Annotated in this window: 18 protein-coding genes, 1 tRNA gene, 1 other RNA gene and 1 pseudogene; 15 read left to right on the forward strand and 6 right to left on the reverse strand. The window is 70.7% G+C overall.

Translation table 11 applies throughout. The features are described from left to right. Window positions 1-127 precede the first annotated feature (127 nt). Window positions 128-514 (reverse strand): hypothetical protein, encoded by a 387-nt coding sequence (locus AC1DU4_RS18445; protein ID WP_477842206.1) that lies wholly within the window; start codon window positions 512-514, stop codon window positions 128-130. Window positions 515-542: 28 nt separating this feature from the next. On the opposite strand from AC1DU4_RS18445, the gene ftsE reads away from it, so the two are divergent. The 3 genes from ftsE (at window position 543) to smpB (ending at window position 2,739) form a co-directional block, all read left to right on the forward strand. Next, complete coding sequence (gene ftsE, locus AC1DU4_RS18450) at window positions 543-1,232, forward strand: cell division ATP-binding protein FtsE (protein ID WP_072845044.1); 690 nt, start codon at window positions 543-545, stop codon at window positions 1,230-1,232. 57 nt (window positions 1,233-1,289) lie between these two features. After that, window positions 1,290-2,195, forward strand: a complete 906-nt coding sequence (gene ftsX, locus AC1DU4_RS18455; RefSeq protein ID WP_072845045.1) for a permease-like cell division protein FtsX — start codon at window positions 1,290-1,292, stop codon at window positions 2,193-2,195. Between the two features lie 70 nt (window positions 2,196-2,265). Then, window positions 2,266-2,739 carry an SsrA-binding protein SmpB gene (gene smpB / locus AC1DU4_RS18460; protein ID WP_072845046.1) on the forward strand — a complete coding sequence of 158 codons (474 nt, stop codon included), beginning with the start codon at window positions 2,266-2,268 and terminating at the stop codon, window positions 2,737-2,739. A 3-nt stretch (window positions 2,740-2,742) separates the two neighbouring features. Here the strand turns inward: smpB and AC1DU4_RS18465 are convergent, their stop codons facing one another. Further along, window positions 2,743-4,797, reverse strand: a complete 2,055-nt coding sequence (locus AC1DU4_RS18465; protein WP_477842209.1) for an elongation factor G-like protein EF-G2 — start codon at window positions 4,795-4,797, stop codon at window positions 2,743-2,745. A 103-nt stretch (window positions 4,798-4,900) separates the two neighbouring features. Next, window positions 4,901-7,018, reverse strand: coding sequence for a peptidase (locus AC1DU4_RS18470; protein WP_477842211.1), 2,118 nt, complete (start codon window positions 7,016-7,018; stop codon window positions 4,901-4,903). Window positions 7,019-7,198: 180 nt separating this feature from the next. On the opposite strand from AC1DU4_RS18470, the gene ssrA reads away from it, so the two are divergent. Continuing rightward, window positions 7,199-7,569: a transfer-messenger RNA gene (ssrA, locus tag AC1DU4_RS18475) on the forward strand. Between the two features lie 162 nt (window positions 7,570-7,731). Further along, on the forward strand, window positions 7,732-8,061 hold the full coding sequence (locus AC1DU4_RS18480; RefSeq protein ID WP_477842213.1) for a hypothetical protein: 330 nt from the start codon (window positions 7,732-7,734) through the stop codon (window positions 8,059-8,061). Window positions 8,062-8,091: 30 nt separating this feature from the next. On the opposite strand, the gene AC1DU4_RS18485 is transcribed toward AC1DU4_RS18480, so the two are convergent. After that, the gene (locus AC1DU4_RS18485; protein WP_477842215.1) at window positions 8,092-9,372 is read right to left on the reverse strand and encodes a lipase family protein; all 1,281 of its coding nucleotides are present in this window, start codon (window positions 9,370-9,372) and stop codon (window positions 8,092-8,094) included. A 106-nt stretch (window positions 9,373-9,478) separates the two neighbouring features. Between AC1DU4_RS18485 and AC1DU4_RS18490 the strand changes: the two genes are divergently transcribed. From AC1DU4_RS18490 to AC1DU4_RS18510, 5 genes are read left to right on the forward strand one after another with little or no spacing between them, the layout of a single operon-like run. Beyond that, window positions 9,479-10,129, forward strand: coding sequence for an LON peptidase substrate-binding domain-containing protein (locus AC1DU4_RS18490; protein WP_477842217.1), 651 nt, complete (start codon window positions 9,479-9,481; stop codon window positions 10,127-10,129). Further along, a complete protein-coding gene (gene crcB, locus AC1DU4_RS18495; protein WP_477842219.1) occupies window positions 10,126-10,536 on the forward strand; it encodes a fluoride efflux transporter CrcB in 411 nt (136 codons plus the stop codon). Before AC1DU4_RS18490 ends, crcB (AC1DU4_RS18495) begins: the two co-directional genes overlap by 4 nt. 9 nt (window positions 10,537-10,545) lie before the next feature. After that, window positions 10,546-10,911, forward strand: coding sequence for a fluoride efflux transporter CrcB (gene crcB, locus AC1DU4_RS18500; protein WP_477842233.1), 366 nt, complete (start codon window positions 10,546-10,548; stop codon window positions 10,909-10,911). 44 nt (window positions 10,912-10,955) lie between these two features. Next, window positions 10,956-12,599 carry a phosphoglucomutase (alpha-D-glucose-1,6-bisphosphate-dependent) gene (pgm, locus tag AC1DU4_RS18505; protein ID WP_477842221.1) on the forward strand — a complete coding sequence of 548 codons (1,644 nt, stop codon included), beginning with the start codon at window positions 10,956-10,958 and terminating at the stop codon, window positions 12,597-12,599. 34 nt (window positions 12,600-12,633) lie between these two features. Continuing rightward, window positions 12,634-13,893, forward strand: coding sequence for an MFS transporter (locus tag AC1DU4_RS18510; protein ID WP_477842223.1), 1,260 nt, complete (start codon window positions 12,634-12,636; stop codon window positions 13,891-13,893). Here the strand turns inward: AC1DU4_RS18510 and AC1DU4_RS18515 are convergent. Beyond that, window positions 13,816-14,550 carry a VIT1/CCC1 transporter family protein gene (locus AC1DU4_RS18515; protein WP_477842225.1) on the reverse strand — a complete coding sequence of 245 codons (735 nt, stop codon included), beginning with the start codon at window positions 14,548-14,550 and terminating at the stop codon, window positions 13,816-13,818. The two genes, AC1DU4_RS18510 and AC1DU4_RS18515, sit on opposite strands and share 78 nt — an antisense overlap. 51 nt (window positions 14,551-14,601) lie before the next feature. On the opposite strand from AC1DU4_RS18515, the gene AC1DU4_RS18520 reads away from it, so the two are divergent. From AC1DU4_RS18520 to AC1DU4_RS18540, 5 genes are all read left to right on the forward strand, one after another. Continuing rightward, window positions 14,602-15,090 (forward strand): MauE/DoxX family redox-associated membrane protein, encoded by a 489-nt coding sequence (locus tag AC1DU4_RS18520; protein ID WP_072845057.1) that lies wholly within the window; start codon window positions 14,602-14,604, stop codon window positions 15,088-15,090. Window positions 15,091-15,127: 37 nt separating this feature from the next. After that, window positions 15,128-15,880 carry a DsbA family protein gene (locus AC1DU4_RS18525; protein WP_477842227.1) on the forward strand — a complete coding sequence of 251 codons (753 nt, stop codon included), beginning with the start codon at window positions 15,128-15,130 and terminating at the stop codon, window positions 15,878-15,880. Window positions 15,881-16,057: 177 nt separating this feature from the next. Next, window positions 16,058-16,130, forward strand: a tRNA-Ala gene (locus tag AC1DU4_RS18530). Between the two features lie 229 nt (window positions 16,131-16,359). Next, window positions 16,360-17,499: an N-acetylmuramoyl-L-alanine amidase gene (locus AC1DU4_RS18535; protein WP_477842229.1), complete on the forward strand. Its 1,140-nt coding sequence runs from the start codon at window positions 16,360-16,362 to the stop codon at window positions 17,497-17,499. A gap of 64 nt (window positions 17,500-17,563) precedes the next feature. Next, the gene (locus tag AC1DU4_RS18540) at window positions 17,564-18,622 is read left to right on the forward strand and encodes a CobW family GTP-binding protein (protein WP_477842231.1); all 1,059 of its coding nucleotides are present in this window, start codon (window positions 17,564-17,566) and stop codon (window positions 18,620-18,622) included. Between the two features lie 10 nt (window positions 18,623-18,632). Here AC1DU4_RS18540 and AC1DU4_RS18545 read toward each other — a convergent pair. Beyond that, window positions 18,633-18,815 (reverse strand): annotated as a pseudogene (locus AC1DU4_RS18545) (DEAD/DEAH box helicase); the annotation flags it as partial.

An 18,815-nucleotide genomic window follows, 5' to 3' on the forward strand; every position in this document is an offset into this window, starting at 1 on the left:
AGCAGGGGCCTGACTCGCCCGTTCTCGGCTGGTACGAGAAGGTGCCGAAGCGCCTTCTCGGCGGGCGTGTCCGGACCTCGACGGTGCTCCTCGTCGTCGCCTTCCTGGCGACGGCGGTGTTCTACGTCTATCTCAATCCGCCGCCGCCGGATCCGGTGGAGTCGCCCGCGCCGGCGCGGACCACCGCCGAGCCCGAGGCGCAGCCGCAGCAGCAGCGGTCGAGCAGCCGGCCGGCGACCTCCACCACACCCACCCCGACGACGCCGTCGCCGAGCCCGTCCGCCGAGCCGTCCGTGACCACGGAGACCACGCCGGCGAAGCCGCCGCTGATCGTGCTGCCGCCCGGGGTGAGCATCCCGTCCGGGGTCGAACTACCGCCCGGTGTGGTGGGCGAGGCCCCACCGACGCCGAGGCCGACGCCGACCTCGCCGACGACGGAACCGACGCCGAGCACCCCCTGACCGAGGCCCGCTGACGGCCTGGCCTGCGGCCTCGTCGTTACCCGGATGGGCACGCCGTGAACATGGCTAAACTGGCTCCTCGTGATCAGCGTGGAGAATGTGTCCAAGTCCTACAAGACCTCGTCGCGGCCTGCCCTGGACAAGGTGAACGTCTCCGTGGACAAGGGCGAGTTCGTCTTCGTCATCGGCCCGTCGGGCTCGGGGAAGTCGACATTCATGCGCCTGCTGCTCAAGGAGGACACGCCCACCTCGGGCGACATCCACGTCGGTGAGTTCCACGTCAACCGGCTCGCGGCCCGACGCGTCCCCAAGCTTCGCCAGTCCATCGGCTGCGTGTTCCAGGACTTCCGGCTGCTGCAGCAGAAGACGGTCACCGAGAACGTAGCGTTCGCCCTCGAGGTGATCGGGAAGCCGCGGGCGATGATCGAGCGCACGGTGCCCGAGGTGCTGGACCTGGTGGGTCTGTCCGGCAAGGCGGACCGCCTGCCCACCGAACTCTCCGGCGGTGAGCAGCAGCGGGTCGCGATCGCCCGTGCCTTCGTGAACCGGCCGCTGGTCCTGCTCGCCGACGAGCCGACCGGCAACCTGGACCCGGACACCAGCGGCGACATCATGCTGCTGCTCGAACGGATCAACCGCACCGGAACCACGGTGCTGATGGCCACCCACGACAACCACATCGTCGACTCGATGCGGCGCCGGGTGGTCGAACTCGATCTCGGTCGCGTGGTGCGCGACGAGGCTCGCGGTGTCTACGGCGTGGGGCGCTAGCCGCAACACCGAGCCAGCGCCGACCCACCCCGACCACACGAAGGACAGTCAACTCCGATGCGTGCCAGCTTCATCTTCGGCGAGGTCCTCACCGGCCTGCGCCGCAACCTGACCATGACGATCGCGATGATCCTCACCACCGCGATCTCGCTCGCCCTGTTCGGCGGTGGCCTGCTCGTCGTCCAGATGGCAGGCAAGACCCAGCAGATCTTCCTGGACCGCGTCGAGGTGCAGATCTTCCTCACCGACGACGTGTCCGTCTCGGACCCCGGCTGCACCCAGGACCTCTGCCGGAACCTGCGTGCCGACCTCGAGAACACCGACTCCGTGGTCTCGGTCCAGTTCCTCAACCGCGACGACGCGGTCGCCGACGCGAAGGACCGGGTGTTCAAGGACCAGCCCGAGTTGGCGTCGATGGTCAGCCCCGACGCGCTGCCGGCCTCGTTCAAGGTCAAGCTGTCCGACCCGGACCGGTTCGGCGTGGTCAACGACACCTTCGCCAGCCGGCCCGGCGTGGACAGTGTGCTCAACCAGCGGGACCTGGTGGAGCGGCTCTTCAGCGTGCTCGGTGGCATCCGCAACGCCGCGTTCGCGATCGCGATCGTCCAGGCGATCGCGTCGATCCTGTTGATCGCCAACATGGTCCAGATCGCCGCCTTCACCCGTCGGGCCGAGGTGGGCATCATGCGGCTGGTCGGCGCGACCCGCTGGTACACCCAGCTGCCGTTCCTGCTGGAGGCCATCGCGGCCGCTCTGGTCGGCGCCGTCCTCGCGATCGTCGCGCTGTTCACCGCGAAGAACCTGTTCATCGACGACGTGCTCACCGACGTCTACGACGCCAACATCGTGGCCAAGATCTCCAACAGCGACGTGCTGCTGGTCTCGCCGTTCCTGGTGCTGGTGGGCGTCGGAATGGCCGCCGTCACGGCGTACGTGACGCTCCGGCTGTACGTGCGGGAATAAGCAGTTGCCCGTTCGACCTATCCTGGTGGAGACACCGAACATCGCACGCGTGGACTGAAGGGGCCCAGACGTGAAGGAAAAGGGCCGCAAGGTCATTGCAAGCAACCGCAAGGCTCGCCACAACTACACGATCATCGACACCTACGAGGCCGGCATCGCCCTCGTCGGCACCGAGGTCAAGAGCCTCCGCGAGGGCAAGGCGTCGCTGGTCGACGCGTTCGCCACCGTGGACGACGGGGAGGTCTGGCTGCGCAGCCTGCACATCCCCGAGTACACCCAGGGCACCTGGACCAACCACTCGCCGCGGCGCACCCGGAAGCTGCTGCTGCACAAGCGGGAGATCGAGCACCTGGTCGGCAAGACCCGGGAAGGCAACCAGACGCTGGTGCCGCTGTCGATGTACTTCAACGACGGCAAGGTCAAGGTGGAACTGGCGCTGGCCAAGGGCAAGCAGGACTACGACAAGCGTCAGGACCTGGCGCGGCGGACCGCGGAGCGCGAGGTCACTCGCGAGCTGGGGCGCCGGGTGAAGGGCATGCGCTGACGCTCAGGCAGGCGAGTGGCCGTTGCCGGTGAACTGGGCGGCCACCGCCGCCGGCATCAGTTCGTACCGCAGGTGCGCGCGGGCGAACTCCGCGGTGCCGTGGGTCAGCGACCGCAGGTCGGTCGGGTAGCGGGAGAGTTCGAGTTCCGGGACCTCGGCGCGCAGCAGCGCGACCCCCGGCTCGCTCGACTCCGTGCCGAGGACATGGCCGCGGCGCGCGGACAGGTCGCTGAGCACCGCGCCGAGGTAGTCGTCGGGCAGGATCACCCGGACGGCCGAGACCGGTTCGAGCAGCCGGATGTCGGTGTGCGTGGCCGCGTCCCGCAGGGCCAGGCCGGCCGCGGTCTGGAAGGCGGAGTCGGAGGAGTCCACCGAGTGGGCCTTGCCGTCGACCAGCGTCACCCGCACGTCGACCAGCGGGTGACCGGTGCCGACGCCGCTGGCGAGCTGGGTGCGTACGCCCTTCTCGACGGACGGGACGAAGTTCTTGGGTACCGCGCCGCCGACGACCCGGACCGCGAACTCGAAGCCGGTGCCGGTCGGCAGCGGCTCGACCTCGAGGTCACAGATGGCGTACTGCCCGTGCCCGCCTGACTGCTTGACCAGTCGGCCGTGCCCGGCGGCGGCGCCGGCGAAGGTCTCCCGCAACGCCACCCGGTACGGCACCGTGTCGACGTGCACGCCGTGCCGGTTGCGCAGCCGGTCGAGGGCGACCTCGGCGTGGGCCTCGCCGGTGCACCACAGCACCAGTTGGTGGGTGTCCGCGTTCTGCTCCAGGCGCAGCGCCGGGTCCTCCACGGTGAGCCGGGTCAGGGCCTGGGAGAGCTTGTCGTCGTCGGTCTTGCTGTGCGCCTCGACGCCGATCGGCAACAGCGCGTCCGGTAGCGGCCAGGTGGGCAGGGCGGTGGGATGCTCGCCGTCGCCGAGGGTGTCGCCGATCCGCGCGACGGTCAGCTTCGGTACACAGACGAGGTCGCCCGCGATCCCCTCCGGCACCGGCCGTTGCTGCTTGCCGAACGGCCCGGTCAGCGTGGTCACCCGCTCCTCGGCCTCGTCGTTGCCCGCGACGCGGACGTGGGTGTCCGGTCGCAGCGTCCCGGCGAAGACCCGGACCAGGCTGATCCGCCCGACGTACGCGTCGCCGGTGATGCGGAGCACCTGTGCCGACAGCGGCGCGTCGGGATCGCAGGCGGGGCCGGGGCGTCCGCCGCGGCGCGTGGGGTCCGGGAACGCGGTGGCCACCAGGTCCAGCAGTTCGACGGCCCCGAGCCCGTTGTCGGTGACGGCCAGCGCCGGGTGCAGGGCACAGTCGACGACCTCGCGACGCAGCCCCTCGGCCAGCGCCTCGGCGTCGAGTTCCTCGCCCGCGAGGTACCGCTCCATCAGCGTGTCGTCCTGGCCGGAGATCGCCTCCACGAGGCTCTCGCGCGCTGCGTCCGCGTCGGGGTGCGGGCCGGCTTCGCCGTAGCTGCGGCCGGTGAGCAGGTCGATCGAACCGCACGGACGGCCGTCCCGGTAGACGGGCAGGAACAGCGGTCGCACCGAGTCCGGGCCGAGCCCGAACGCGTCGTGGCAGGCGGTGAGCATCTCGTCGAATCCGCTGCGGGCGACGTCGAGTTTCGAGACGACGATGGCACGGGGGATGCCGGCCTCGGCGCACTCGCGCCACAGCGCGCGGGTCGGCGCGGACACCGGGTCGGTGGCGGAGACCACGAACACCGCGGCGTCCGCGGCATGGAGTCCGGCCCGCACCTCAGCGTCGAAGTCGGGGTGGCCCGGGGTGTCGATCAGGTTGACCTTGAGACCGTTCCACTCCAGCGGCAGCACCGCCAGCTGAACCGAGCGCTGTTGCTGGTGCTCGATGTCCTCGTAGTCCGCGACGGTGTTCCCGTCCGCGACCCGGCCGGCCCGGCCGATCGCGCCGGACGCGAGGGCCAGCGACTCGGCGAGCGTGGTCTTGCCGGTCCCACTGCACCCGACCAGCACCACATTGCGCAACTGCTCCGGTTTGTCGACGGGCGGCGGTTGCCCCGTTCGTACCGAGTTGCGGTCGGCCATGGAGGTCTCCTCCCAAGCGACGGGAGGCATCCTCCCAAAGCGGCGGGCTGCCACGAGTCTAGGCGTGGCAGCCCGCCGCCGCGGGGGTTGAGAGGAAAGGCCGTTACTTTGCGACGCGCTCCCACATCTGCAGGTACGCCTCGGCACCGCGGCTCATGTCCTCGATGATCTGATCACCGTCGTCGCCCGCGGCGATCCGCATGTCCGCGATCCAGTCCGGGATCAGGCCGTACTGCGCGACGCCGTCGGTGTTGACGTCGAAGACGCGCTCGCCGGTGCGCTGGCGGTCCATCACGGTGCCGCCGTCGAACGTCGTGTACGGGTACTGCAGCGGGTCGGTCTCGGCGCTCTCGCGCGGCGCGGCCTGCGGACCGAAGCCGTTGGTGTCGGCGCCGTAACCGAAGCCGAAGTAGAACTTGTCGCTGCGGGCCTCGCGGGCCTTACGCCAGCTCGCGACGAAACCGGGCTCGCGATCGGCCTTCGGGTCCTGGCCCGGCTTGGCCTTCTGCGGCTCGAGCTGGCTGGCGTACAGCGCGACGAATCCGCCGAGCGCGTAGATGCGCGGGTACATCGACGTGTCGGACCAGCTGTGGCTCGACACCACACCCGAGTACTTGGCGTCCTCGAGGATCTTCATCGTCGCGTCGGCCGTCTTGACGCCCATGTGGTCGATGTCGACGATCATGCCGCGGCTCATCATGCCGCGGATCATGTGCTCGCCCAGCGGCGTCAGGCCCCGGGTGTTGCACACCGGGCCCTCGGGGTAGATCGGGGTGGTGACGCCCGGCGGCAGCGCGGCGGTGGCCGCCGCGGGACCCTCACCGAGGCTGAGCAGCGGGTTGTCCTTCGCCGCGCCGGTGCACGGCTCGGCCTCCCAGAACTTGCCGGTGCTCAGGAAGTTTCCGACGTTGACGGCCACGCCCTGCACGGCGGGATCGAACCGTACCCCGCCAAAGGCGTTGTCGAACTTGTGGGTGACGACCATCTGCCGCACGCCCAACGCGTACACCTCGTCGAGGCCGCGGTCGATGTCCTCGGCGGTGCACTGCGGTACGTCGTTGACGATCTTGCACCCGAACGGCTCGGACGTCTCGATGCCGAGGGTGACGGCCAGCTTGCCCTCGGCCGCGACCTGACGGACCTGTTGGGGGGAGCTGACGATCCGGAACCAGCCCCGGCCGGGGCCGCCGTACTGGGCGTCGATGTAGTCCTGCATCTCGTGGGCCTGCTGGGCCTGGAGCCGGATGGTGTCCATGTCGTTGCACGACTTGGACTTGAGCGGGTACAGATCGCACAGGACCCGGTTGTTGACCAGCAGGTTGGTGAAGATGCGCAGGCCGCCGCGCCACGCCCGCTCGACCCACTTGTAGTAGGTCTGCTCGTGGGTCAGCGAGTCCTGGGCGGGCCAGTCCGCGAAGGTCGGCCAGCCGGTGGTGTCGTGCTCCTCGAACGGCGAGCCGTGCGAGATGATGTTCTCGAGCAGGGCCGGCATTCCGTCCGACCCGTGGTCCGCGCAGTCCTTCAGCGCCGCGGTGATGCCCTGCGGGTCGAAGGGCTTGCCGCAGTGCACGTCGCCCCCCATGAAGAGGTTCGCGGTCATGTGGACGTGCGCGTCGATGAAGCCCTGGACCTCGCCGTTGGGGCCGGTGCCGGCCAGGGGAGTGCCGGTGGCGTCGACCTCGGAGTCGGGGAAGTCGGCGCAGCCGCCGGTGGGCACCAGGGAGAAGCGGCCGCCGGCGGGGTTGACTCCGGGGTCGGTGAGCCGCAGGTCGGGTCCGGCGGCGGTGAGCTGGCTGCCGTTGGACGTGGCCGTGATGCTGTAGCCGCCGTCGGTGTGGGTCAGCGTCCAGTCCGTGGTCGGCAGGGCGTCGCGGGTGGGGACCACCGCGGCCGCATTGTCGTGGGCGAGCATGTTGCCGCCGGGGCCGTAGAACATGAACCGGCCGAGCTGGGCGGCGTGGGCCCGGAAGGGTTCGGCGTCGCCGACGGTCGCGCCGTTCGCCCGGTAGCCCTCGGGGGTGAGCCGGACGAACTGTCCGGTCGGCTCGGACTGCAGGGCGTAGCAGCCGTTGGCCAGGCCGTAGACGGGATCGTCCCCGGGAGCCACCGGGTCGGGGGAGGGCGACGCGCCCGCCATGGTGGCGCCACCGACAGCCAACACGAGCGCGGCGGAGAGGGCCTGGACGAACCGGCGGCGGCGCCGCGTGGCGATTGGTGTCATGTGTGTTCTGTGTCCCCTGGAAATAGCTGACGGATTCCCCGCAGGCTAGTTCATTTTGGACGCTCGTCCAGGTGTTTTCGTGGTATGGGACGGCCAAGACACGCGGGCGCGTTAATGGGGATGATTTCCGCGCCGCGGGGCGTTACAGTATGTGGTCCCAGCAAGTTGCTGGGGACGTACGGGGCTGAACGGTTTCGACTTTGTACGTTGAGTTAGGGGAAGCGTGTCGGTGCAGGCAAGAGACCACCGTAAGCGTCGCTGCAAACCTATAAGCGCCGATTCCAATCAGCGCGACTACGCTCTCGCTGCCTAAGTAGCGAAGCGTGTCTGTCAGTCCGATCTCGCCCTCGGGTCGGGTACTGGCATCAGCTAGAGGGCTTTACCGCGCGGCTCGGTCACGGAGTCGAACGGGACATCAAACAGTGACTGGGATCGTCATCACGGCTTGTTCGCGAGACCGGGAGATCCAAGTAGAGGCTTAGCGAACTGCACACGGAGAAGCCCTAGCGATTCGGCAGAGGACCCGGGTTCGATTCCCGGCAGCTCCACCGAAACGAAGGCCCCGGACCACACGGTCCGGGGCCTTCGCCGTTGTCGGGCGATGGCTGCCGCCGACCTCACGGCAGGGGGCGGGGCCGCAACCAGGCACCCGAGGGCTGAAAACGCCGCACCCACTCGATAGGCTCGGAACCCGCAGAAGGAGGTGCCCGCAGATGGAGCCCGACGATGTCGACTTTGCGCACACCGACCTGGCCGACCGGATGCGTCGCGACAAGGCAGTGGGCCTGGCCCGCTACGTGTGGGAACGCGCGATCAGCGGTGCGGAACTGCTGGCACTGCCCGACGACCGGTTGCGCAAACTGGCCCGTGCGGCCGACGTGAACCCGCCGAGCACGCGGGAGACCTGGACCGTGGTGGCGTCCCTGCTCGACGAGAAGTCACGCTGGGCGGCCGCGCACCAGGCGCACCCGCAGGCGACGCCGGCGCACGCCGACGAGAAGATCATGTGGGTCAGGCCGCCGTTGCCGCCCTGGCCGTCCTGAGCCCCGTGCCGTCCTGAGCTTGCGGAGCGCTCAGCAGTTGCTCGGCGCCGGTGCCCCGGCGAAGCGGTCGCCGAGCCAGCCGAAGGCACCGGGGATCCCCGCGATCGCGGCGGGGCCGTGGTCGCCCGGCACGACGTCGAACTGCACCCGGGTGCCGGCGCTGCACCAGTTGCGCACGGTCGTGGCGACCGAGCCGACCGGGGCGAGGACGTCGCCGCTGCCCTGCCAGATGTGCACCGGCGCGCGCGGGGCGCCGCCGTAGAACAGCACGCTGTTCTCGTCGAAGACCGAACGGGCGATGGGCGACTCGATCTGCATGGGGTCCTTCGCCACCTCCGCGGCACTGCGGTTGGCGCCCGCGTCGATGATCTCCTGCGAGCAGTCGTTCTCGATCTGGTCGCGCAGCGACATCCCGGCAGGACTCAGGTCGGCGCTGACCGTCATCCGGCCGGGGTACTCACGCTCGAGCCCGAGGGTCGCGGCGAAGGCCAGGCCGAACAGCGGGTGCGGCGCGGTGCCCAGGCCCGTCGCGAGCTCGTTCAGGTTGGCCGGCACCCCGCCCGGGGCGACGCCGACGATGGGCAGTTCCGGTGCGTACGTCGGGGCGAGTGCGCCGGCCCACGCGGTGGCCATCCCGCCGCCGGAGTAGCCGGTCAGCCCGACGGGGCTGCGGCCGAGCCGGGCTTCGGGCAGGCGCTGGACCGCCCGGATCCCGTCGAGCGTCACCTGGCCGCCGAGGCGGGCGGCGCCGTAGGCGCTGTACGGGCCCAGGTGGTCCGGCAGTGCGACGGCCCAGCCGCGGGCGAGGAGCACCCGCAACGCGGGGGCCTCCTCGAGCTGGCCGTTGAACAACGTGTGCGACGGGCCGCATTCGGTGCCGAGCGAGTTGATGATGGCCTGGTAGGACACCAGCGGACCGTCCACGCCGCCGCGCGGGACCATCACGGTGGTGACCGCGGCGAGTGGTCCTCCGGTGGAGTTGGTGGAGCGGTAGAGGATCTGCCAGCCGTCGGCATTGCCGAACCGGGACACGTCCACCGGTCGGTACCGCAGCACGTCGCCGTTGCCGCGCCCGGCCAGGTCCGGCGGCGCCGCGTAGAACGGGTCGGGGTCCGGTCGGGGAATCGTCGGCTGTGCGTGCGCCGCCGGCAGGAATGTGAGTGCCACTGCGAGAACGGCGAATACAACCGTGGTGAGCCGGGACTTCGAGACTGCGGCGGGCCGGGTCTTCGAGACTGCGGCGGGCCGGGACTTCGAGACTGCGGCGGGCCGGGACTTCGAGACTGCGGCGGGCCTGGCTACTCGGGCCATGAGATCCCTCCCAGTTTGCTGGGTGATCAACCTCACAAGTGAACCACAGTCCGCCTGGCCGGGCCACGGGTCTGCGGACGTCGCCGCGGTGGTGCATGCTGGCACGGTGGACGCTTTCCCGATGTTTCCCCTGGGTGCGGTGCTGCTGCCGGGTGAACTGTTGTCGCTGCAGGTTTTCGAGCCGCGCTACCTCGTGATGATCGAGGAGTGCACCGCGTACCCGGACCGGATGAGCTTCGGGGTCGTGCTGATCTCCCGCGGGCAGGAGGTCGGCGGCGGCGACGAGCGCACCGACATCGGGACGGCGGCCAGGATCGTCAGCGCGCGGCCCGTCGCCGGCGGCCGGCTGCTGCTCGACTGCGAGGGCACGCAACGGATCCGGGTCGAGCGCTGGCTGGCGGATGCCCCGTACCCCCGCGCAGAGGTGGCGGACTGGCCGGACGAGCGGTCCGCGATCGGCGACGGCGTCATCGGCCTTCTCGACGACCGGGTCGCCGAACTCGGCGAGGTGTACGGCGAACTCGCCCGCCGTCGCGGGTTGTCGGCGCCGGTCTTCCCTGCGCTCGGGGAGCTGCCCGGGGACGCGGCGGCGCAGACCTACGGCCTGGCCTCCCGGCTGCCGCTCGGACCCGCGGATCGGCTCCGGGTGCTGTCCGCGTCCGGCGTCGGCGCGCGCCTCGAGGTGCTCGCCGACACCGTCGAGGATGTGCTCGCGGCGGCGCGATTTCGGCTTTCGGGGCTGGAAACCGGGAGGTGAAGCCGGAGGGATCGGTGTTGGCCGTCATCTCGGTGGGCGGCGGACTCGGTGCGCTCGCGCGTTACGGCCTGGAGCGGGCGATCCCCGCCGAGGCCGGCCACATCCCGTGGGCGACCCTGCTGGCAAACGTCCTCGGCTGCTTCCTGATCGGGATCGTCACGGTGGTCGTCACCGAGGTGTACAGCGCGCCCGCGCTGGTCCGCCCCCTGTTGGTCACCGGATTCCTCGGCGGGTTCACCACGTTCTCCACCTACGCCGTGGAGGTGCACGGGCTGGCCTACGAGGGACACCTCCCGGTGGCCGTCTTCTACCTCTTCGGCACGTTGCTGCTGGCACTGGGAGCCGCACTGGCCGGGCTGACGGCCGCCAGGTTCGCCGCGGGCGCCCTGACCGAGAAGGGGGACTGACCGGCCGTGATGTTCTTGCTGGTGATTCTCGGCGGAATGGTCGGTGCGCCCGCGCGGTACCTGATCGACAGCGCCGTGAAGTCGCGCACCAAGGGCCCCTTCCCGTGGGGCACCCTGACGGTCAACGTGATCGGGTCGCTGATCCTCGGCACACTGACCGGTGCGGCCGTCGCCAGCGACGGCGAGGTGATGGCGATCCTCGGCACCGGGTTGTGCGGTGCACTGACCACCTACAGCACCTTCAGCTACGAGACGGTGAGCCTGCTCGAGAGCGGCGACCGCCGCAACGCGCTGGCCAACGTCGCGGCCACCCTGGTCGCGGGGCTCACCGCGGCATCGGTCGGGTTCGCCGCGGCGCACGCGATGTTCGCGTGATCGAATGACGAGAGCAGTCGTCCGACCGAGCTAGGAGATCCACCGTGGCGCACGAGCGAGCAGGCCTACCCGCGCAGCCGGGGGACCTCGAAGACCTCCCGCAGTTGGTGACGGCGTACTACGCCCGGACCCCGGACCCCGAGAACCCGGACGAGCGGGTGGCGTTCGGGACGTCCGGGCACCGCGGGTCCAGCCTGGACGGGGCGTTCAACGAGGCGCACATCCTGGCCACCACGCAGGCCATCGTCGAGTACCGCGCGGCACACGGCGTCGACGGCCCGTTGTTCCTCGGGCGGGACACCCACGCGCTCTCCGAACCGGCCTGGACGTCCGCGCTGGAGGTGCTGGCCGCCAACGACGTTGTGGTGCTGGTCGATTCCCGCGGGCGCTACACCCCGACGCCGGCGGTGAGCCATGCGATCCTGCGGCACAACGCATCCGGTGCCACGGCGCAGGCAGACGGCATCGTGGTGACGCCGTCGCACAACCCGCCGCGCGACGGCGGCTTCAAGTACAACCCGCCGCACGGCGGCCCCGCCGACTCCGACGCGACGTCGGCCATCGAGGCGCGCGCCAACGAGTTGCTCGCCGCCGGACTGGCCGGGGTCCGCCGGGTCTCGCTCGCGCGGGCGCTGTCCGGGGCGGCCCAGCCGTACGACTACCTCGGCACCTACGTCGACGACCTGCCGACCGTCGTCGACCTCGACGCCGTCCGCGGCGCCGGCATCCGGATCGGCGCCGACCCGCTGGGCGGGGCGAGTGTCGACTACTGGGGTGAGATCGCGCAGCGCCACCGCCTCGACCTGACCGTGGTGAACCCGCTGGTCGACGCGACCTGGCGGTTCATGACGCTGGACACGGACGGGAAGATCCGGATGGACTGCTCGTCCCCGGACGCGATGGCCTCGCTGATCGGCGCGCGGGAGCGGTTCGACATCGCCACCGGCAACGACGCCGACGCCGACCGGCACGGCATCGTCACGCCCGACGGCGGGCTGATGAACCCGAACCACTACCTGGCCGTGGCCATCGACTACCTCTACGCGAACCGGCCCGGCTGGGCGCCGGGCACCAAGGTCGGCAAGACCCTGGTGAGCTCGTCGATGATCGACCGGGTGGTCGCGGGGCTCGGCCGGGAGTTGGTGGAGGTGCCGGTCGGGTTCAAGTGGTTCGTCCCCGGGCTGCTGTCCGGGGAACTGGGATTCGGCGGCGAGGAGAGCGCGGGCGCGTCGTTCCTGCGCCGGGACGGCCGGGTGTGGACCACCGACAAGGACGGCATCGCGGCGGCGCTGCTCGCCTCGGAGATCCTCGCCGTCACGGGCCGGACGCCGTCGGCCCGGTACGCCGACCTCGCCGAGCGGTACGGCAGCCCCGTCTACGCACGGGTGGACGCGCCGGCGGACCGCGAGCAGAAGGCGGCCCTGGCGGCGCTGTCGGCGGACCAGGTCACCGCGACCGAGCTGGCGGGCGAGCCGATCACCGCGACGCTCACGGTGGCGCCCGGCAACGGTGCCGCGCTCGGCGGCCTCAAGGTGTGCACCGAGGGCGCCTGGTTCGCCGCGCGGCCGTCGGGCACCGAGGACAAGTACAAGATCTACGCCGAGTCGTTCAGGGGCGGAGAGCATCTCGCTCGGGTGCAGGACGAGGCGCGGGAGCTGGTGTCCCGGGCGCTGGGAGCGGGCGCCTGACCCGTCCGGCCGCTGACTAGGCTCTGCGGTAATCATGCACACCACCGCAGCGAAACTGCCACGCGAGATCTGGGTCCTGGTATCGGCCAGCTTCGTCATCGCCCTCGGGTTCGGCATCGTCGCCCCGGCGCTGCCGCAGTTCGCCCGCAGCTTCGACGTCGGGTACATCGCGGCGAGTGCGGTGATCAGCGTGTTCGCCCTGATGCGACTGCTGTTCGCGCCGCTGGCCGGTGCCCTGGTGCAGCGGCTGGGGGAGCGCCCCACCTATCTCACCGGGCTGCTGATCGTCGCCGCGTCGTCGGGCGCGGTCGCGTTCGCGGGCGACTACTGGCAGCTGCTGCTGTTCCGGGCGGCCGGCGGCGTCGGGTCCACCATGTTCACCGTGTCCGCGTTCGGGCTGCTGATCCGGATCACGCCGCCGGGCATCCGCGGCCGGGTGTCCGGCCTGTATGCGACGTCCTTCCTGTTCGGCACCATCGGCGGCCCGCTGCTCGGCGGCGCGCTGGCGGGCTTCGGCCTGCGCGCGCCCTTCCTGATCTACGCGGTGGCGCTGCTCATCGCGGCGGCGGTGGTCTACGTGAGCCTGAAGGGGTCCGCGCTCGCCTCACCGGACACCACCGGCGCACCGATCACCATGACGCTGCGCCAGGCACTGGCCTCGGCGACGTACCGGGCGGCTCTGATGTCGAACTTCGCCAACGGCTGGGTGTCGTTCGGCGTCCGGGTGGCGATGGTGCCCCTGTTCGTGGTCGAGGCGCTGGACGAGGGCACCGCGCTGGCGGGTGTCGCGCTCACCGTGTACGCCGTCGGCAACGCGTTGGTGCAGATCCCGGCGGGGCGGATGTCGGACCTGCGCGGACGGCGGCCCTTCGTGCTGGCCGGGCTGGTGGTCAGCGGGAGCGCGACCGCGGTGCTCGGGTTCAGCGAGAACCTGCTGGTGTTCCTGGCGCTCTCACTGGTCGCGGGCATGGGGTCCGGGCTGATGAACCCGGCCCAGCAGGCGGCGGTCGCCGACGTGATCGGCTCCAAGGCCCGGGGCGGCCCGGTCCTCGCCACCTTCCAGATGGCCTCGGACGTCGGCGTGGTGGCCGGCCCGCTGATCGCCGGCGTGCTGGCCCAGTACCTGTCGTACGGGGTGGCATTCGCGGTCACGGGCGCGCTGATGCTGCTCCCGATCGCGTTCTGGCTGGTGGCGCCGAACCGGGTCCCGCAGGCGTCAGCCGGGGACCCCGCCGCCGACGAGGCTGCCGACGGCGTACGTAGCGCCGACGGCGATCGTCCCGAACACAAGTAGCCGCAGCGCGCCGCGCACCCGCGACTGCGAGGTGAACCCGGCGGCGAGCACGCCGGTGACCAGCAGGCCGGCGGCGCCCGCGGCCAGACCGGCGGCCAGCGAGGCGAACCCCAGCAGGTAGGGGATCAGCGGGACGATCCCGCCGATCGAGAACATCAGGAACGACGAGACCGCCGCGACCAGTGCCGAGGGTTGCTCGGTCGGGTCGACGCCCAGTTCCTGCGTCAGGTGGATGGTCACCGCGCGGTCGGAGTCGTTGTGCACCTCGGCGGCGGCGGCCGCGGCGGTCGGCTCGCTCATGCCCATCTCGACGAACATCCCGACGAGTTCGGCCTGCTCCGCCTCCGGGTGCCGGGCCTGGGCACTCGCCTCGACTCGGACCTCCGCGTCGATCTGCTTGTTGGCGGTGGAGACCGAGGTGTACTCGCCGAGGGCCATCGAGAACGCCCCCGCGACGAGGCCGGCCACGCCGCTCAGGACGATGGACCGCGGCTCGAGGCCGGCGCCGCCGACACCGGCGATCAGCGAGGTGTTGGTGACCAGTCCGTCCATCGCGCCGAAGGTGGCGGCCCGCAGCCAGCCGCCGGACACGTCGGCGTGGGTGTGGTCGAAATCGTGGGGCAGTGGGCCCCCGGCTGCCGGCGTCGAGTCGGGCATGTCCGTGAATCTACGCGGGCCGCGTCCCCGGCGGTGGGTAGCGTGGGGCGCGTGTGGATTCGTATCGTCAGCCTCCTCGCCCGACTCGGCCTCGCCGCGGTCTGGCTGATCTCGGGCGCAGTCAAGTTCGTGGACCCGACGCAGACGGAGGTCGCGGTGCGGGCGTACCAACTGCTGCCCGAGTCGCTGGTGCGGCCGGTGGCGAACACCCTGCCCATGCTGGAGATCGCGTTGGGGCTGCTGCTGCTGATCGGACTCGGGGTGCGGGTGGCGGCGATCGCGTCCGCGGCGGTGCTGGTGGTGCTGATCGCCGTCATCGTCTCGGTGTGGGCCCGCGGGCTGTCCATCGACTGCGGGTGCTTCGGCGGCGGGGGCGCCGCGGACGTCGACGGCTGGGACTACGCCCGCGAGATCGCCCGCGACGTCGGCTTTCTCGCCCTCGCCGGATGGCTGATCGTGTTCCCGCGCAGTCCCTTCTCGCTCGGTCCGCGGTCGCGGCCGGTGCTCTCAGGGGCGGCTCAGCCTGAGGTGACAGAGTAAAGCCACTATTTGCAATTCGGATGCGAAGGACTGATCAGTGAGCTCGAACAAGCCCAAGCCCAAGCCCGGCAAGTACACGCCGCAGGCTTCCTCGAGTCGGTCGACGTACATCCTCGGCGGGCTCGCGATCCTGGTGATCGCGGTGCTCGTCATCGGCGGCGTGCTGTGGACGAGCAGCCGCAGCAAGCCTCGTAACGAGGGCTACGGCGGGGTGTCGAACACCGCGGTGCAGGTTTCGGTCGCCGACGACGGCGCGGTCCTGCTCGGCCTTCCGGACGCGAAGAACACGATCGACGTCTTCGAGGACCCGTTGTGCCCCTACTGCGCGCAGCTCGAGAACACCAACGGCCAGGAGGTCGCGCAGAAGGTGGACGAGGGCACGCTCGCGGTCCGGTACCACACCCTCGACTTCCTCAACCGGCTCTCGGCCAGCGGCGACTACTCCACCCGCGCGGCCGGCGCATTGATGTGCGTGGCGAAGTCGGGTGACGCGGTCGCGTTCTCGGCGTTCCACGGTGCCCTGTTCACCCCGGCGAACCTGCCGCCGGAGAACGGCAAGTCCGATCACTCCAACGCGGACCTCGCGCAGATCGCGAAGGACGCGGGCGCCGACGACGCGACCGTCGCCTGCATCTCCGACGGCACCCAGGTCGAGGCCGCGTCCGCGGCGGCGCAGAAGGGCAGCGAGGCGCTGGCGGCCAGCGGCGCCCGTGGCACGCCGACGGTGGTCCACGACGGCACCTTGATCGACGCGCTCGGCGACCCCGACTGGGTGTCCCAGTTCAACTGACGTTCGACGGACGGGCACCCGGCGGCAGGTCCGCCGCGGTGCCCGTTCGTGTCGGTGGGGCCGATGTGGCAACCAGGGCCGTGACCAGCCAATTTGTAGCCTGCGGCGGCGATGGTGTAACTTCGTCCAGGCAAGCAGGGAGCAAGACAAGCCCTGCTGCGGAGCACAACTGAACACGGGGCTATGGCGCAGCTGGTAGCGCACCACACTGGCAGTGTGGGGGTCAGGGGTTCGAGTCCCCTTAGCTCCACCCGAAACAGAAAACCCCTCGCCTCAGGCGGGGGGTTTTCTGCTGTCCGTGGTTCGTTCAGGTGCCTGAAGGTTCGTTCGGGTGGGTGCCCGCCGGCCGTGTGGGGAAGGTCACGGATTCCCAACGGTTCGATGCCGAAGCGAGATCGATGCCCGTGGGTGGGTGCAAACACTGTTTCACTCGGTGCACATGTGACCGGTGTTACTGATGTTGTGAGGACTACCAGCCGATGAAGAAGTCGACCCTGACCGCCGCGCTGGCCGCGACCGCACTCACCGCGATGCTGGTGCCCGCCGTGGCCGTGGCCGCGCCCGAGGCGGACCAGCCCACCCCGCTGACCGGCAAGACGGTGTTCCTCGACCCAGGCCACCAGGGCACCGGACACAGCGAGAACCTGGCCAAGCAGGTCGACGACGGCCGCGGTGGCACCAAGGACTGCCAGACCACCGGCATGACCAGCCTCGGCGGCGTGCCCGAGCACACCATCACCTGGAACGTCTCCCAGTTGGTGAAGACGAGCCTCGAGACGCTCGGGGCCAAGGTGGTAGTCAGCCGCGCCGACGACACCGGCTGGGGCGGCTGCGTCGACGAGCGGGCCAGGGCGGCGAACGCGTCCGCCGCGGACCTCGCGCTCAGTGTGCACGCGGACTCGACCGCGGCCGGCGCCGACGCCGCGGACCACGGCTTCCACATGATCGTGCCGACGCTTCCGGTGCCGGACCAGAAGGTCGACGCGGTGCAGTCGACGTCGGGCCTGCAGGCGTCCGAGTTGATGCGCGACGCCTACGTCAAGAACGGCTTCACCCCGGCGAACTACGCCGGCGTCGTCGACGGGCTGCAGAGCCGCAGCGACATCGCCGGGCCCGCCCTGACCACCGTCCCGCTGGTGTTCGTGGAGATGGGCAACGGTTCCAATCCCGACGACGCCGCGGTGCTGGACACCCAGGACGGCCAGCTCAAGCACGCCATCGCGATCATCACCGGCGCGGTGAACTACCTGATGGGCACCCCGGTGGCCTCCGCCGAGGCGGACCCCTCGACCACCGCGGCGGCCCCGACCACGACCGCCGCGCCGGCCGCCACTGCGCCGTTGACGGCTGAGCCCGCGACCACTGCGCCTTCGACCACGACACCGAAGACGGCCGCGCCCAAGGCCACGACACCGAAGTTCACGACCCCCAAGGCAGCCGTGCCCGACGCCTCCCCGGCGGACGAGCTGCTCGGCGGACTGGCCACCATCCGCACCCTGCTCGACGCGGTCGGGCTGGACGGACTGCAGGACTTCGCCACCGCCGAGAACCTGGGCCTGTTCTCCGATCTGATCGGCAAGCTGCTGGGGATCCTCAACGGCGGGGCCGCGCAGGGCTGACCCTTCGCCTTCGGCTGCCGCACCCACCTAGGATGGGTGCGGCAATCGAATGGAGGGACGGCGAGTGGCGAAGCGGCTCATACCGGTCATCCTCGTCGCCGGCTTCCTCGGCTCCGGCAAGACCACCCTGCTCAACCACCTGCTGCGCAACAACCGCGGCGTGCGAATAGGCGTGGTGGTCAACGACTTCGGCTCGGTGAACATCGACTCGATGATGGTGGCGGGCCAGGTCGACTCCATGGTTTCGCTGAGCAACGGGTGCCTGTGCTGCGCCGTGGACGTCAGCGAGATGGACGAGATGCTGGACCGGCTGGCGCACCCGCGCTCGGACATCGACGTGATCGTCGTGGAGGCCAGCGGGCTGGCGGAACCCCGCAACATGGTCCGGCTGGTCCTGGGCAGCGAGAACCCCCACATCGGCTACGGGGGACTGGTGGTGACCGTCGACGCCGCCGAGTTCGAGGACAGCCGCGCCCGGCACCCGGAGCTCGATCTGCACGTGCGGATGGCGGACCTGGTGGTACTGAACAAGATCGACCGGATCTCCGAGGCCGAGCGCGACCGCGCGGTCGCCGTGGTGGCCGAGCTGAACGACCGCGCGCCCGTGCTGTGCACCGAGCACGGCCGGGTGGACCCGCGACTGCTCTTCGACGAGGCGGCCCGGGCCGACGACGGCCCGCGGCAGCTGAGCCTCGACGAGTTGCTCACGGAGACAGACGACCACGACCATGCCTGCGGGCCCGCCGCCTGCGGTGACCACTCACACCTGCACGACGGCTACGACAGCGTGAGCTTCGTCGGCGAGCGGCCGATGGACCCGCGGGCGCTGATCGCGTTCCTGGAGGACCGTCCGCCGGGCCTGTACCGGGTCAAGGGTTTCGTCCACTTCGCGGTCGCGGGGCACCGGCAGAAGTACCTGCTGCAGGCCGTCGGCCCGCACATCCGGTTCGAACGGACCGGCTGGGCACGCGGGGAGCCGCGCACGACGACGCTGGTGTTGATCGGGTGGGGCATCGACCCCGACGCCGTCGAACGCCGGCTGGAGGGGTGCACCGCGGTGCAGGAACACGAAAGCGGTGCAGAGGCCATGACTGGCGTGCACCGCTACGTGGTGTCGAACTAGAGGGGTCGAACTAGGGGCGGGTGGCGCGACGGCGCTGGCCGTTGCCGCTGCCCTGCGAGCCGCCCGACCGCGGGGACTCGCTGCTGTACATCACGGTGGGCTGCCCGGAGCCCTGGCCCCGTCCGCGGCCGCCGGAGCTCCGGCCGCCGCCGGCAGTGGCGCCCTGGCTGCCGCCGCGTCCACCGCCCTGTGC

The organism is Rhodococcus sp. P4_F5, from assembly GCF_056401315.1.